This window comes from Serratia sp. J2, from assembly GCF_046269175.1.
GTDB classification, from domain to species: domain Bacteria; phylum Pseudomonadota; class Gammaproteobacteria; order Enterobacterales; family Enterobacteriaceae; genus Chania; species Chania fonticola_C.
In genome coordinates this window covers 36458-50481 of sequence record NZ_JBKABN010000032.1, presented here as the reverse complement: position 1 = coordinate 50481, position 14024 = coordinate 36458, and the positions used below count along the sequence as shown (strand labels likewise).

Here is a 14024-nt window from a genome sequence, read left to right as displayed (position 1 = left end):
TAAATATGTCTGGCGGCAAGGAAATATGCCGCCTCCGGTAAAGTTAATTACGCTTTCATGACATAGCCGTAAGCCCGGTTCCAGCCATCTTCATCCTGCAGGATATACACGCCTTGTAATTCAGGAGCGAATCCAGGTAATAAATTAATCCCTTCTTCCAGTGCCAGGAAATAGCGTTGAGCAGAGCCTCCCCAGATTTCGCCCGGGACTACGCACAGCACGCCCGGTGGGTAAGGTAATGCCCCTTCAGCGGCAATGCGGCCTTCGGCTTTAGCGAGAGAAACCAGTTCCACCTTGCCACGTACGAATTCGGTATTGGCGGTTTGTGGATCCATGGCGACGCGTGGGAAATGGCTCTTACGGAACATTTCCTTCTGCAATTCTTTCACATTGTAGCTGACGTAGAGATCGTGCATCTCTTGGCACAGCTGGCGCAGGGTGTAGTTCTGGTAACGTTTTTCGTTGTTCTTGTACACGGTCGGCAGGACTTCACTCAGCAAGGAGTCTTGTTCGACGTGTTTTTCGAAGCGGGCAATCAGCGCCACCAGATGCTGCATTTTGGCGATATCTTCCGCCGGGGTGAGCAAGAACAGGATGGAGTTCAGGTCGCATTTTTCGGGCACAATACCGTTTTCGCGCAGGTAGTTAGCCAGAATGGTGGCTGGGATACCGAAGCTGCTATACTCGCCGCTGGCGGTATCTATGCCCGGCGTGGTCAACAGCAGTTTGCAGGGATCCACAAAGTATTGTGATTCTTCATAACCCTCGAAGGCATGCCATTTTTCGCCAGGGATAAAGTTGAAGAAGCGTAGGTCGTTGGCCATGGCTTCAGTGCTGTAGGATTGCCAAGGTTTACCGTCGATTTGCTCCGGTACGAAAGGTTTGATCATGGTGCAGGTGTCCAACAGCATTTTGCGCGACTCAATGCCGATGCGCACACACTCTTTCCACAGGCGCTGGCCGCTCTTGCCTTCATGCATTTTAGCGTTCACATCCAGTGCGGCAAACAGCGGGTAGAATGGGCTGGTGGACGCGTGCAACATAAAGGCGTTATTGAAACGTTTATGGTTGCAGTAACGATCTTGTCCTTTGATGTGCTTGTCTTTTTTATGGATCTGCGAAGTTTGTGAGAAGCCGGCCTGCTGTTTGTGTACCGACTGGGTAACGATGATCCCTGGATCGTTTTCGTTCAGCTCCAGCAGCAGTGGCGAGCAGTCTTTCATCATTGGGATGAACTGCTCATAGCCGACCCAGGCAGAGTCAAACAGGATGTAGTCACACAGGTGGCCAATCTTGTCGACGACCTGGCGGGCGTTATAGATCGTGCCGTCGTAGGTACCCAGTTGGATAATCGCGAGGCGGAATGGGCGAGCGTCGTTAGCGCGTTCCGGTGCAGTTTCACGGATTTGCTGGCGCAGATAGTCTTCTTCAAAACAGTGAGCATCGATGCCGCCGATAAAGCCGAATGGGTTACGTGCTGTTTCGAGATATACCGGCGTTGCCCCGGCCTGGATCAGCGCGCCATGGTGGTTGGACTTATGGTTGTTACGGTCGAACAGCACCAGATCGCCACGGCTCAGTAGAGCGTTGGTCACTACTTTGTTGGAAGCCGAAGTCCCATTCAACACGAAATAGGTTTTATCGGCGTTGAACACCTTGGCGGCGTGTTTTTGTGCATCGCAAGGCGCGCCTTCGTGGATTAGCAGATCGCCCAGCTTAACGTCGGCGTTGCACATATCGGAGCGGAACAGCGTTTCGCCATAGAAATCAAAGAACTGGCGGCCAGCGGGATGCTTGCGGAAGAACTCACCGCCCTGATGGCCTGGGCAGGCGAAGGTGGCGTTACCCATCTCTACATATTGGGTCAGGGTATTAAAGAACGGCGGTAGCAGCTCGCTTTCATATTTTACCGCTGCGGCTTCCAGTTGCTTGCCGTAGAACTGGGTGTTCTTACCACAGAGTTCAAAAACGCCGTTCAGCGCCGGTAATACGGCGTTATCCAGTTCTTCTTCACAGCAGACGGCGACAAAGATCGGGATGTTTAAACCGGTTTCTTCCAGCTGTGCCACCAGGCCTTGCTGTACGTCTTGCACGGAAAGCACGATGGCGGCTACGTCATTAAAGTCGCTGTGGTGCACATCGCTAATTTCACGTGTGGTTTCAAAACAAGAGAGAGTTTTTTGGTTCGCTGCAATTTTTAGTTTGTTCATTTTTATCATTCTTCAGGCGAAAATATCCCGCCGGCAAATAAGGTCTTTGCCAGGAAGTATTTTCGTTAAAATAAAGGTATGCGTGAGCATAATCATGTTCATCGAACATAATTAGGTTACGAGTTTATTTTGACGAAATCTTTTTTGGGTTCTTAAACGAGGTTGCAATTATGCCGGATCCACTCTGTTTTGAACAAAAACATAGCGATACCGTCGCCGTCAGGCGCAGGGAATGATCGTTGGCATAGGTCTGACTGCAAGACGCAATAAGAACGCAGAGGAGGGAGTTTATCTGAAGTTAAAAAAGGCAAAGCTAAAGCAGCTGCGGTGAGCCATCATCATAATATGTGTAGTTCGTCGGATGTGAGCCATCTTTCTGTTGTTGTTTTCCATTTTCCATCTACCTATGGGTTTCGGACTTGGCGCTATTTTATCCCCTAAATGCGGAAATAAAGTGATGCAGATCACGTTAATTATGCGATTTATACTTAACTATTCAATTTCTATGCATCGAAGTGAATAGCTATGAATTCTGCAGCGAAGGCATATGTGAAGCAATTGCTACAAATGGAGCCAGCGGACTGGATAAATTTGGCTTAGGCTAACTCAACCCCTGAAAACCGCCTTTAATATAAACAGGTAATAGCAGGAATAGAGCTAGGATGTTTTTTATTTGTTATTACTGCGCTCAGGTTTATCTTGCATAAAGATGCATGGATTGCCAATGAATATGCTAGTTTTATGTTGGGCATAATTTGTCGCTAATTGTGACTGCCTTCAAATCTGCGGGTAAGATGGCGGAGGTGAAAAGGAGAACTTACGTTGAATCAGAGCGAAGATCGGCTGCACATTATCCGTTTTCTCAGTAAGCAGCATGTGCTCACGCTGTGTGCCGGTGATGGCACGGCAATGTGGTGCGCCAACTGCTTTTACGTATTCGATGCCGAGCGCATGGCGCTATGGCTGATGACCGAGCCGCATACCCGCCACGGCGAACTGATGCAAAGGAACAACCGGGTGGTTGGCACTATTGCCCCCCAGCCCAAGACCATTGCGTTGATCAAAGGGGTACAATATGCGGGGGAAATCACTCTGTTGGCGGGAGACGAGGCTGAACTTGCCCGAACACGCTACTGCAAACGCTTCCCGGTGGCCAAGGTGATGAAAGCGCCTATTTGGCAGATCGCGTTGCAGGAAGTGAAGATGACCGATAACACCCTGGGCTTTGGCAAAAAACTGCACTGGGCACGTTGACAAACCAGCTGAATATTAAGGATCGATGGCATGAAAAACACCGAGATAGCCGCATTATCGCTACTGGCGGCATTGGTTTCCCCGGCGATGGCGCAAGACAGCGGCGTTTCCTTTGGCCATAAGAACTGGGAACTGGCCTGTGACAACACCAATACCTGTCGCGCGGCGGGCTACGCTAATGAAGATGAGCCAAGCGATTCGAACGGCTCGGTGCTGCTCACGCGCATTGCTGGCCCTGGCACCGTCCCAACGGGGGAAGTGACCTTGGCGGATTACGAAGGGGGTGACTCAGCCCCGGTGGCAAAGCTGACGTTGTGGATCAACGGCAAGGCGGCGGGGGCGCTCAAACCGACCAAGGATGGAAACTGGAACCTGTCAGCAAGCCAGACTCTGGCACTGATCGGCGCAATCAAAGGCAGCGGCACGGTTGAATTTAAAGGCGGCCCCGCACCTTTCGTGCTGTCAGGCGATGGGGCTTCGGCCACCTTATTGAAGATGGATGATGTGCAGGGGCGTATCGGCACGCCTGGTGCCCTGACTAAAAAAGGCGACAAGCCGGAAAGCAGCGTGCCAGCCGCTATTCCTGCCCCGGTGATCCAGGCAGTGAAGGTGCCCAAGGCGGAAGAACGCCCGCTTACGGCACCCGAGATCGCCGCGCTGACTCCCAAACTGCTGGCGACGCTGAAACCGGATGATTGCGACCGCATGCAGTCCCCACAGGATAATGACGGCGCAAGCGAGGATGGCATCACGCTGACCCCGCTCGGCAATGATCATGCCCTGATAACCGCCGTGTGTTGGCGGGCGGCCTATAACGAAGGTTACGGCTATTGGGTGATCGACAGTGCCCTGAAGCAGGCCCCGGTATTGGTGACCAATTCCGGCTCTGGCTATGATGAAGGGATAATCTCAATGGGGCAAAAGGGGCGTGGATTGGGTGATTGCTGGGCTACCGCCAGTTGGGTATGGGATGGCACGGCGTTCCGTCAAAGCAACGAGGCCACCACCGGCCTGTGCCGTTTAATCCATGCGGGCGGAACCTGGGATTTACCGACGTACGTCGCTGAGGTGAAAGCGGCGCAGTAAGGGACCCAGAGAGTCTCCACGGGCAGTTTTGTGCCTTGAGCATACAGAGGTGAGGGGGAAATCATATGGCACGGGTACTGATCACAGGCGCCAGCGGGCTGGTGGGGAGTGAACTGTTGCGTCTGCTGTTGGCAGATAGTCAGGTCACTTCGGTAATTGCTCCTACGCGTAAGGCGCTGCCGCCACACACCAAATTGCATAACCCGGTCGGGAGCGATCTACACGAGTTGTTGACGCAACTGACACAGCCGGTGGATGCGGTATTCTGCTGCCTGGGTACCACGCGCAGTCAGGCTGGTAGCGCAGAGGCATTCCGCCACGTCGACTATCAGTTAGTGGTTGAAACGGCCCTGACCGGGCAGCGCCTTGGTGCACAGCATTGCCTGGTAGTGAGCGCTATTGGGGCTAATCCAGGCTCTGTATTCTTGTATAACCGCACCAAAGGGCAGATGGAGCAGGCGCTGCGTGAGCAGAACTGGCCACGCCTGACGTTGGTACGCCCTTCAATGTTGTTCGGTTCTCGTGCTGAGCCGCGTTTGCTGGAGCGACTCAGTCAACCGTTGTTTGGCCTGCTGCCAGGCAAATGGAAGGGCGTTGCCGCCAAAGACGTGGCGCAAACGTTGCTGACACAGGCCTTCAGCCCAGGCAGCGGGGTCAAGATTTTAGAATCCGACCAGTTGCACTGCTCGCACCGTTTATAGCTCAACGCAGAGATTATCGAATGCCAGCTCCATGCCGGGCGGCAGTTCGTTGGCCATCAACCATAAATCGAGGTGATGGCTGATGTGCGTCAGCAGCGTACGCCGTGGTTGCAAGCGTTGCTGGATCTCCTGCGCACGGGGCAGATCGTTGTGATTACGCGGTGTCTGTGGCTGCGGCGGCAGGCTGCAATCCAACACCAGTAAATCGAGAGTGACCTGTTGCAGGTAGCGTGTGGTTTCTGGCGGCAGGCCGACGGTGTCGGTCAGGTATGCCAGGGTTTTGCCTGCCGCCTGGATCAGATAGCCGTGGGTGAGTTTGGAGTGGATTAACGGCAACGGCGTGACATTTAGCCCGCCTAGTTCAACCGTTTCAAAGGGATGTAGCGGGGGTTGGAATGCCAGAATACCGGGGTGTTTGAACAAGTCGTCACAGCCCTGTTCATCTGCCGGGCCATAGACCGGGATCGCATTTCCACACCCCCAGCGCAAAGGAAATAACCCCTGAACGTGATCCATGTGGTAATGTGTCAGTAAAAAACGTTGAATTTCCCCCGCCGCAAAACGCCTTTCCAACGAGCTCAATCCCGCGTCCAACAACGTCGTTTCCCCTTCAAATTTGATCATCGCACTGCACGGTCGCCGCCGAAATGCCGGTTCACGCCGCGCCCGTTGGCACACCAGGCATTCGCAGCCAAAGGCGGGCACCTGTTGTGCCCCGCCGGTACCAAGAAAGGTCAGTTGCATGTTGGTTTCCTCTTGTTGACGGTATGGATCTCCCCTCACCCAAAGGGAGAGGGAGCTGGTACGGTGCCGTTTTGGTGCATTGAGCGCTCCATCAATCCCAACCGATACGGAGCTGAAGACAGGTTCGGAAGTTAATTTGTGGCACGTTCTGTCCCCTCTCCTTTTGGGAGAGGGTTAGGGTGAGGGGCGTCACTGTGCTCAAACTTGACTGCTCACCTCATGACAGCGTGTCCTGTGGTTGTTTTTCGGTTAAGGCCAGCAATGCGTCGAGGGTATGTCCGAGATCGCCATTGTTATCCAACAGGTGGCAGCCAATCGGTAGGGTCTGCTGATAGTCAGCCGCCCGCGCCAGCCGTTGCTCGATCTGTATCGCGTTTTCCCGCCCGCGCTGTTCCAGCCTTTTACGCAACACCGGTGGGGATACCTGTAGGCAGACCGGCAGCAGTTGGGCACCGTAGCGTTGTAGCGCCTGTGGCAGATGAGCGCGGGATCCGTTGACCACCACGTCGATCCCTTGCAATAACCACAGATCGACCTCGATACCAAAGGCGTAATGGTGTTCGTGCGCCTGCCAGTCCAGGGCGAATAATCCTTTGGCGCGGCGGCGCAGAAACTCCTGTTCGCTCAGGGCGATATGGTTCTCGCAGCCAGCATTGGCCGGGCGGGTGATGTAACGGTGCGCCACCAGCGGCCCGGCACCGGTGGCGGCCCGTAACCGTTCGAGCAGGCTGTCCTTGCCTGCTCCGGACGGGCCCATCAGGTAGATGAGATAGGCCATCAGAACACCTGCTTGCCCTGGCGCCAGACGTTTTGCACGTAGATATGCTCGCCGTGCGGCCTGGCTAATACCAGATCTGCGCGCAACCCCTCGGCGATCAGGCCACGATCCTTCAAGCCCAACGCCCGTGCAGGGTTGCGGGTGATCAGTTGTACCGCCTGCGGCAGGCTGAACGCGTTGCGATCGTCGTTTGCCAGACGAAACGCCGCATCCAACAGGCTGGCAGGGTAATAATCGGAAGAGAGGATATCCAGCACGCCAAGGGCCGCTAGATGATGTGCCGCAACGTTGCCGGAGTGTGAGCCCCCGCGCACGATATTCGGCGCGCCCATCAGCACCTGCAAACCTTGCTGATGTGAAGCCCGGGCTGCCGCTTCGGTGGTCGGGAATTCGGCAATCACACTGCCTAGCGCACTGGATTCGCTGACGTGTTCGGCGGTGGCGTCGTCGTGGCTGGCCAGGGCGATATTGCGTGCCCGGCAGTGGGCGGCGATCGCCTCGCGGTTCGGTGTGGCCCAGCGTTCGGACAGACCGATCTGCTCTACCTCAAACTCGCTCATCTGCTGGTCATTGAGGTGATATTTTCCCTGGTAGTATTCACGGTATTTCTCACGGGAAGCGAACTGTCGCTGGCCTGGCGAATGGTCCATCAGCGACACCAAGGACACGCCTGGTTTATCCATCAGCTGTTCGAACAGTGGCAGGGTGCTGCTATGGGGCAGCTCGCAGCGCAGGTGGAGCCGGTGTTCGGCCCGGTTCACTCCGGCTCGCTGGCTGTAGATCACCGCGTCGATCATTTTTTGCAGGTTTTCCAGCCGGTGCCCACCGTCGCGCACGTCACCGATCGCCACCGCATCCAGCACCGTGGTGATGCCGTTGGCGACCATCAGCGCGTCGTGGCTGCTCATGGCCGAATGCGCTGGCCAGTCCACGTTGGGGCGCGGAGTGAAAAACTTGTCCAGATTGTCGGTATGCAGTTCAATCAACCCGGGCAGCAACCAGCCGCCTTCACCATCCAGCGCCTGCGGTAGCTGGCTTGGGGTATCGGCAAAGCTGCGGATCACGCCATCGGTCATTTCCAGTGAACCTGCAACGATCTGGTGTTCCAGCACCAGCTTGACGTTATTGATAATCATGGCGTCTCCAGAACCTGTGGGGCCTGCATGGTATGTAAACGGTCTGCCACCTGCTGACGGGTGCCTTCGTCGTGGAAAATACCGACGATGGCTGCGCCACGCTGTTTGGCCTGTTCGATCAGGTTTACCACCGCCGCGCTGTTGCGACTGTCGAGGGAGGCGGTAGGCTCGTCAAGCAGCAGGATGGGGTAATCCTTGATAAAGCCACGGGCGATATTCACCCGCTGTTGCTCACCACCGGAGAAGGTCGAAGGGGCCAATTGCCAGAGGCGCTGTGGCACGTTGAGCTGGCTGAGTAGGGCTTCGGCGCGTTCACGGCATTCGCTACGCTCAACGCCGGATTCCAGCAGCGGCTGCATCACCACTTCCAGCGCGCTGATGCGGGGTATCACCCGTAGAAACTGACTGACCCATCCTATGGTGTGGCGGCGCACCGACAGGATCTGACGAGCTTCGGCCTGAACCAGCTCCAGCCAGTCGTTTTGGTGATGGATCCAGATTTTGCCGCTGTCTGGCAGATAGTTGGCATACAGCGAGCGCAGCAGGGTGGATTTCCCGCTGCCAGAGTGGCCATGCAGCACCACGCATTCGCCGCTGCTGACGGTCAGGTTGGCATCCTGCAAAACCGGCAGGCGGGTGCCGTGCTGTTGGTGCAGGACAAAGGTTTTACTCAGGTGTTCAACCCGGATTTTAATTGTCATTATCTCACCTACGTTACGACAGAACCGAAGAGACCAGCAGTTGGGTGTACGGATGGTGCGGGTCGTCCAGCACCCGATCGGTCAGACCGCTTTCCACCACTTCACCTTCCTTCATCACCAGCAAACGGTGGGCCAGCAGGCGTGCGACCCCCAGATCGTGAGTGACGATCACCGCCGCCAGCTGCATTTCCACCACCAGATTGCGCAGCAGATCCAGCAGGCGCGCCTGCACGGAAACGTCCAGCCCGCCGGTCGGCTCATCCATAAACACCAGCTTGGGATGGGTCACCAGATTGCGGGCGATCTGCAAGCGCTGCTGCATACCGCCGGAGAAGGTGGTGGGCAGATCATCCAGACGAGAAACCGGGATCTCCACGTCTTCCAGCCACTGTTTGGCCTGCTGGCGAATATCACCGTAATGGCGCTGGCCGATCGCCATCAGGCGCTCACCGATGTTGCCACCAGCAGACACCTGTGGCCGCAGACCATCGAGCGGATGCTGATGGACCACTCCCCAGTCGGTGCGCAGCAGACGGCGGCGATCGCTTTCTGCCATCGCGTACAGATCCTGCTGTTGTCCCGGTTGTGGGCGGTAAAGGATCTGCCCCTGTTGCGGGGCCAGCCGGGCGGAGATCGACTTGAGCAGCGTGGTTTTACCCGAGCCGGATTCGCCGACGATGCCCAGCACTTCACCGGGATAAATATCGAATGACACGTTGCTGAAACCCTTGCCCGGCGCGTAAAGGTGGGTGAGGTTGTCGACCGTCAGCAACGGCGTGGCACTCAATGGAGCGGAAGTCATCAGTGCGATACCTCTTGGTTGAGTTGTTGCTGGCAGAAATCGGTGTCTGAACAGACGAACATTCGGCTGCCCTGGTCGTCGAGTACCACCTCATCCAGATAGCTGTGGTGCGAACCGCATAGAGCGCAAGGTTCTTCCCACTGCTGCACGCTGAACGGATGGTCGTCAAAGTCCAGGCTTTCCACCTTGGTAAACGGCGGCAGGGCGTAAATGCGTTTTTCACGCCCGGCCCCGAACAACTGCAATGCGGGCATCATGTGCATCTTCGGGTTATCGAATTTTGGGATCGGCGAAGGGTCCATCACATAGCGATCGTTAACCTTCACCGGATAGGCATAGGTGGTGGCGATATGGCCGTAGCGGGCGATATCTTCATACAGCTTCACCTGCATCACACCGTACTCTTCCAGCGCGTGCATCTTGCGCGTCTCGGTCTCACGCGGTTCGATAAAGCGCAGTGGCTCGGGGATGGGCACCTGATAAATCAGGATTTGATCCGCCTGTAAGGGCGTTTCCGGAATACGGTGGCGGGTCTGGATCAGCGTAGCTTCTGGCGTGCGCTCGGTGGTAGCAACCCCGGCTACGCGCTGGAAGAAACGGCGGATAGAGACCGCGTTGGTGGTGTCGTCGGCACCTTGGTCGATAACCTTCAGCACGTCGGCACGGCCAATGATGCTGGCGGTGATCTGGATGCCACCGGTGCCCCAACCATAAGGCATCGGCATCTCACGGCCACCAAACGGCACCTGATAACCGGGGATCGCCACCGCCTTGAGGATGGCGCGGCGGATCATGCGCTTGGTTTGTTCATCCAGATAACCGAGGTTATAGCCGGTCAATACTTCACTCATGGCGATTCTCCTGAAGAGCGGCAAATTCCTGCTGCAGGCGTTTAAGCAGCTCCAGTTCAGCCTGGAAATCGACGTAGTGCGGCAGCTTGAGGTGGGAGACAAAACCGGCGGCCTCCACGTTATCGGCATGCGCCAGCACAAACTCTTCGTCCTGCGCCGGGCCCGCAACGTCTTCGCCGTACTCGGCGGTTTGCAGGGCGCGATCCACCAGCGCCATCGCCATGGCTTTACGTTCCGAGCGGCCAAATACCAGCCCATAGCCACGGGTGAAGTGCGGTGGCCGGTCCTGCGGGTCGACAAAACCGTTCACCATCTCGCACTCAGTCAGCAGGATCTCGCCGATATCGACGGCGAAACCCAACTCTTCCGGCACGATCTCCACGGTAACGTAACCGCTGCGGATCTCTCCAGCGAACGGATGGTTACGACCATAGCCGCGCTGGGTGGAGTAGCTCAGTGCCAACAGAAAGCCCTCATCGCCACGCACCAATTGCTGTAAGCGCGCCGAGCGGGAGCAGGGATAGACCGGCGGGTTGCGGGTAATATCGTCCGGAGTGCTGCCGTCATCTTCTTCTGCCAGCGCCAACCGTTGCTGATTAAGCAGGTCGAACACGTGGGCGCAGCTCTCTGGTAGCGGCTCATCGGCCTGTGGTGCCGGAGGTGTTTCACCGTTGGCCAACAGCGCAAAATCCAGCAGGCGGTGGGTATAGTCGTAGGTCGGGCCGAGCACCTGGCCGCCAGGCAAGTCTTTGTAAACCGCTGAGATGCGCCGCTCAAGCCGCATGTTCTCGCTAACCAGCGGTTCGCTGACGGCCAGGCGCGGCAGGGTGGTACGATAGGCGCGCAGTAGGAAAATAGCCTCTACCAGATCGCCGCTGGCCTGTTTGATGGCCAGTGCAGCCAGTTGGCGATCGTAAATACCGCCCTCCGTCATTACCCGGTCAACCGCCAGGCCAAGCTGTTCACCGATTTGCTCTGCACTGAGCGCTGGGACAGTTTCGTCACCCCGGCGCAGATTTTCCTGTAATTGATGGGCAGCCTCGATGGCCTTTTCGCCCCCTTTCACCGCAACGTACATCAGCACTCCTCCACGCGGGTGGTTCTTGGTAGCGCCATCAGGCGCTCACCGCAGGTCAAGATAATGTCCAGGCCCAGCGGGAAGCGCTGAGGCCGTTCGAGTAGATAAGCCCGTAGTGCAGCTGGCAACGGCGGGGAGATTTCCCGTTGTTTTTCAATGCCGGGGCCGGAAAGGCGCAGTGTGTGGCTGCCTGCCAATGCGGCAATTTGCACTACCAACGTGGCACCGAACTCCGGTGAGACTTCACTGCCGTGGGGTAAAGCGCTTAGTTCGGCAGGCCGTAACTGGTCATCCCATACCGCAAGTTGGATATCTTCCTGCCGGGTAGCCAGCGGAGCACCGGTATGAAAACGAATGTTAGTTAGCACTTGCTCACTATTTAGTGTGGAGCAGAGCTGAAGCGGGGTTTCCTGATCCGCCAGCGTCAGTATCACGGCGGTGCTGGCGGCGTTCAGCGCACCCCATGTCGGGCAACCAGGCAGTTCAACAATCACGCCAGGTTCACTCAACGCCTTTAAAATCAAACGGAAAGCAGACTGGGATTGCTCAATCGGCTGGTCAAAGCCGGCTAATAACGTCATGGTTTAATCCCCTCGCACCAGCGTAAAGAAGTCTACCCGGCTGGCAGCTACGGCACGGGCGCGCAGTTGGCGCTGCTCCTGTTGCAGTGCGGCCAGGGGCTCGATCAGTTGAAGCTGTAGCAATTCATGGTTGGCGGGTTGTTGTAGCAAGGCGTCGATCAGCGCACAGAGTTCGGCATGCTCTTTGTCACGCCCGGTTACGTAGCTGTAGCCTTGGGCACCGTTTTCCAACTGCACCACGGCGCGGGTTACGGTCATATCGCCCAACACAAAGCGGCGGCCGGTCGCTCCCATCCGTCCTAGCAGCTGTGTCAGGCCAATTTCAGGGGCGCGCAGGCGCTGGTAGCTTGGGTTGAGGTTCAGCGCCTGCCAGTGGCTGCGCAACTGGGCGGGTTGGCTATGCGCCAGGACCGACATCCAGCGTTGTCTCTGCTGTAAGGATTGCATTCAGTGCTCCATCGTCAGTTCGATCATGTCGGCGCGCGCCAGGCTGACGGAGTATTCCGCCACCAAATCGCTGCCGATACAGGTATTTAGGGTGCGCACGCATAGCAAGGGGGCATGGGTGGCGATCTCCAGCAGGCGGCTCTCTTTGGCCTGGGCACGTCGTGCGCTGATGCGGGTTTGGCGGCGTGTCAGCGGCTGGTGGATCTGCTGTTGGATAAACTCATGCAGCGAACCGCTGTGGAACTGTTGTAAGGCGGGCCACCAGTCCAGATCGGGCAGATAGTGGTCGATCACGCTGAGAGGAACGCCGTTCACCCGGCGCAGGGTGCGTAAGTGGATAATAGTTTCCCCCTCTTCACGGTTGAGCGCGCTGGCGATATGCCCATTGCACGGGCGTAAAACAGCAAGTAAGCGCTCACTGGTGGGGTGGCTGCCCTGCTCGAACAGGTTCTGGCTGAAGCGGGTATTGGCGTGCAGCGGATAGTTATACGGGCGTAGCAGCACCAGAATGCCGATGCCGTGGCGGCGCTGCAGCCAACCGCGCTCTACCAGCTCGTCTACGGCGCGGCGCAGCGTGTGGCGATTGACCTCAAAACGCTCGGCAAGCTGTTGTTCTGATGGCAGGTAATCTCCACAGCGATATTGGCTGCACAGCTCCTGCTCCAGCTGGGCGGCGATCTGCTGATATCGGGTGGGATAACTGGTCGGATGTCTAGATAAGTGCGTCATAGCTAATACCTCGGCACTTCGGTTGGGGGAGAAAGCGAAAAAGCGGCGATAGCATTCATGATCGGCACTCGGTAACAAAGTTGGGCTAATGTTGCCGGGGGCAGATGACAATCAGGTGACGCGTAGGTGGCGAACTGATGAACTATTTGGGACAGGGAGATGATGGTGTGTGGGGTTAGGACGGGGTGATATTTTGAAAGGGAAGAAGGGGGCGCAGCGTACGCTGCACCAAACCGGACAAACTAGCGCAGCTTGTGCACCACCTGATTAGCGCTACCGCGCCAGATCAGCGCCGGGTCTTTTAAATCCTGCACAAACTTGCCGTCTATCAACACGTTAATCCGATCGACGATCTGCATCTGCTCGCTATCCAGTTCATCCAGCTTATAACCGGTCCACAGCCAGATATCTTTGCCGGGGCATTCGGCGTGTACTCGCTTGACCAACTGCAATACGGCGGCGACGTTGGCCGGGTGCAGCGGATCGCCACCGGACAGCGACAACCCTTGGCGTGGAATACGCGTGTCATTGAGATCGGAAATGATTTGGTCTTCCATCTGCTGGGTAAACGGCAGGCCGGAGTTCAACCGCCAGGTGCTTTTGTTATAGCAACCGGGGCATTGGTGCACGCAGCCTGCGACAAACAGCGTGCAGCGGGTGCCGGGGCCGTTGACCACGTCGATAGGATAATACTGGTGAAAATTCATAGTATTGCGTTCTTTTATATTGCCCCTCACCCCAACCCTCTCCCACAGGGAGAGGGAGCTGGTACGGTGCGGTGGTCAGGTATGGAAGTCACCTGTGACACATCCACTCATCTCAAGCCTCTCCTTTAGTAAGAGGGAACTGGCCCGATGTTGTGCTTAGATGCAGAAGTTAATCTGTAGCTAGACTATGTTGAGGACGAATGCTGTCGTTAAGAGTGG

Annotated in this window: 16 protein-coding genes; 3 read left to right on the top strand and 13 right to left on the bottom strand. The window is 56.6% G+C overall.

Annotated elements, in window-relative coordinates:
• Positions 1-47: 47 nt before the first annotated feature.
• Together speF and speFL are read right to left on the bottom strand one after the other, a co-directional pair.
• The gene (gene speF / locus ACKWMY_RS24200) at positions 48-2210 is read right to left on the bottom strand and encodes an ornithine decarboxylase SpeF (RefSeq protein ID WP_409487203.1); all 2163 of its coding nucleotides are present in this window, start codon (positions 2208-2210) and stop codon (positions 48-50) included.
• A 288-nt stretch (positions 2211-2498) separates the two neighbouring features.
• Positions 2499-2603 (bottom strand): leader peptide SpeFL, encoded by a 105-nt coding sequence (gene speFL, locus ACKWMY_RS24195; protein WP_112363015.1) that lies wholly within the window; start codon positions 2601-2603, stop codon positions 2499-2501.
• 429 nt (positions 2604-3032) lie between these two features.
• Between speFL and ACKWMY_RS24190 the strand changes: the two genes are divergently transcribed.
• From ACKWMY_RS24190 to ACKWMY_RS24180, 3 genes are all read left to right on the top strand, one after another.
• Complete coding sequence (locus tag ACKWMY_RS24190; protein WP_024529039.1) at positions 3033-3464, top strand: YhbP family protein; 432 nt, start codon at positions 3033-3035, stop codon at positions 3462-3464.
• A 30-nt stretch (positions 3465-3494) separates the two neighbouring features.
• Positions 3495-4550, top strand: a complete 1056-nt coding sequence (locus ACKWMY_RS24185; protein WP_211136501.1) for a DUF1176 domain-containing protein — start codon at positions 3495-3497, stop codon at positions 4548-4550.
• Positions 4551-4615: 65 nt separating this feature from the next.
• Positions 4616-5251, top strand: coding sequence for an NAD(P)H-binding protein (locus tag ACKWMY_RS24180; protein WP_409487202.1), 636 nt, complete (start codon positions 4616-4618; stop codon positions 5249-5251).
• On the opposite strand, the gene phnP is transcribed toward ACKWMY_RS24180, so the two are convergent.
• The 11 genes from phnP to nrdG form a co-directional block, all read right to left on the bottom strand.
• The gene (phnP, locus tag ACKWMY_RS24175) at positions 5246-5995 is read right to left on the bottom strand and encodes a phosphonate metabolism protein PhnP (RefSeq protein ID WP_261160636.1); all 750 of its coding nucleotides are present in this window, start codon (positions 5993-5995) and stop codon (positions 5246-5248) included. The genes ACKWMY_RS24180 and phnP overlap by 6 nt on opposite strands.
• 217 nt (positions 5996-6212) lie before the next feature.
• On the bottom strand, positions 6213-6773 hold the full coding sequence (gene phnN / locus ACKWMY_RS24170) for a ribose 1,5-bisphosphokinase (protein ID WP_024529446.1): 561 nt from the start codon (positions 6771-6773) through the stop codon (positions 6213-6215).
• Positions 6773-7909 carry an alpha-D-ribose 1-methylphosphonate 5-triphosphate diphosphatase gene (phnM, locus tag ACKWMY_RS24165; protein ID WP_199062516.1) on the bottom strand — a complete coding sequence of 379 codons (1137 nt, stop codon included), beginning with the start codon at positions 7907-7909 and terminating at the stop codon, positions 6773-6775. The genes phnN and phnM overlap by 1 nt, the downstream gene beginning before the upstream one ends.
• On the bottom strand, positions 7906-8610 hold the full coding sequence (gene phnL, locus ACKWMY_RS24160; protein ID WP_409487201.1) for a phosphonate C-P lyase system protein PhnL: 705 nt from the start codon (positions 8608-8610) through the stop codon (positions 7906-7908). Before phnL ends, phnM begins: the two co-directional genes overlap by 4 nt.
• A gap of 13 nt (positions 8611-8623) precedes the next feature.
• Positions 8624-9412, bottom strand: a complete 789-nt coding sequence (gene phnK, locus ACKWMY_RS24155) for a phosphonate C-P lyase system protein PhnK (protein WP_024483394.1) — start codon at positions 9410-9412, stop codon at positions 8624-8626.
• Positions 9412-10263, bottom strand: coding sequence for an alpha-D-ribose 1-methylphosphonate 5-phosphate C-P-lyase PhnJ (locus tag ACKWMY_RS24150; protein ID WP_409487200.1), 852 nt, complete (start codon positions 10261-10263; stop codon positions 9412-9414). The genes phnK and ACKWMY_RS24150 overlap by 1 nt, the downstream gene beginning before the upstream one ends.
• Positions 10256-11341, bottom strand: a complete 1086-nt coding sequence (locus ACKWMY_RS24145; protein WP_074028337.1) for a carbon-phosphorus lyase complex subunit PhnI — start codon at positions 11339-11341, stop codon at positions 10256-10258. The genes ACKWMY_RS24150 and ACKWMY_RS24145 overlap by 8 nt, the downstream gene beginning before the upstream one ends.
• Complete coding sequence (phnH, locus tag ACKWMY_RS24140; RefSeq protein ID WP_024529440.1) at positions 11341-11922, bottom strand: phosphonate C-P lyase system protein PhnH; 582 nt, start codon at positions 11920-11922, stop codon at positions 11341-11343. Before phnH ends, ACKWMY_RS24145 begins: the two co-directional genes overlap by 1 nt.
• Before the next feature lie 3 nt (positions 11923-11925).
• A complete protein-coding gene (gene phnG, locus ACKWMY_RS24135; protein WP_074028341.1) occupies positions 11926-12369 on the bottom strand; it encodes a phosphonate C-P lyase system protein PhnG in 444 nt (147 codons plus the stop codon).
• Entirely contained in the window at positions 12370-13098 is a 729-nt protein-coding gene (gene phnF / locus ACKWMY_RS24130) for a phosphonate metabolism transcriptional regulator PhnF (RefSeq protein WP_059199562.1), read from the bottom strand. It abuts the gene before it with no gap.
• A gap of 242 nt (positions 13099-13340) precedes the next feature.
• On the bottom strand, positions 13341-13805 hold the full coding sequence (gene nrdG, locus ACKWMY_RS24125) for an anaerobic ribonucleoside-triphosphate reductase-activating protein (protein WP_098928958.1): 465 nt from the start codon (positions 13803-13805) through the stop codon (positions 13341-13343).
• Between the last annotated feature and the right edge of the window lie 219 nt (positions 13806-14024).

Excerpts from the sequence above, each read along its gene's own strand:
- speF (WP_409487203.1), bottom strand. The coding sequence starts at position 2,210 with ATGAACAAACTAAAAATTGCAGCGAACCAAAAAACTCTCTCTTGTTTT.
- speFL (WP_112363015.1), bottom strand. The coding sequence starts at position 2,603 with ATGGAAAACAACAACAGAAAGATGGCTCACATCCGACGAACTACACAT.
- ACKWMY_RS24185 (WP_211136501.1), top strand. The coding sequence starts at position 3,495 with ATGAAAAACACCGAGATAGCCGCATTATCGCTACTGGCGGCATTGGTT.
- ACKWMY_RS24180 (WP_409487202.1), top strand. The coding sequence starts at position 4,616 with ATGGCACGGGTACTGATCACAGGCGCCAGCGGGCTGGTGGGGAGTGAA.
- phnP (WP_261160636.1), bottom strand. The coding sequence starts at position 5,995 with ATGCAACTGACCTTTCTTGGTACCGGCGGGGCACAACAGGTGCCCGCC.
- phnN (WP_024529446.1), bottom strand. The coding sequence starts at position 6,773 with ATGGCCTATCTCATCTACCTGATGGGCCCGTCCGGAGCAGGCAAGGAC.
- phnM (WP_199062516.1), bottom strand. The coding sequence starts at position 7,909 with ATGATTATCAATAACGTCAAGCTGGTGCTGGAACACCAGATCGTTGCA.
- phnL (WP_409487201.1), bottom strand. The coding sequence starts at position 8,610 with ATGACAATTAAAATCCGGGTTGAACACCTGAGTAAAACCTTTGTCCTG.
- phnK (WP_024483394.1), bottom strand. The coding sequence starts at position 9,412 with ATGACTTCCGCTCCATTGAGTGCCACGCCGTTGCTGACGGTCGACAAC.
- ACKWMY_RS24150 (WP_409487200.1), bottom strand. The coding sequence starts at position 10,263 with ATGAGTGAAGTATTGACCGGCTATAACCTCGGTTATCTGGATGAACAA.
- ACKWMY_RS24145 (WP_074028337.1), bottom strand. The coding sequence starts at position 11,341 with ATGTACGTTGCGGTGAAAGGGGGCGAAAAGGCCATCGAGGCTGCCCAT.
- phnH (WP_024529440.1), bottom strand. The coding sequence starts at position 11,922 with ATGACGTTATTAGCCGGCTTTGACCAGCCGATTGAGCAATCCCAGTCT.
- phnG (WP_074028341.1), bottom strand. The coding sequence starts at position 12,369 with ATGCAATCCTTACAGCAGAGACAACGCTGGATGTCGGTCCTGGCGCAT.
- phnF (WP_059199562.1), bottom strand. The coding sequence starts at position 13,098 with ATGACGCACTTATCTAGACATCCGACCAGTTATCCCACCCGATATCAG.
- nrdG (WP_098928958.1), bottom strand. The coding sequence starts at position 13,805 with ATGAATTTTCACCAGTATTATCCTATCGACGTGGTCAACGGCCCCGGC.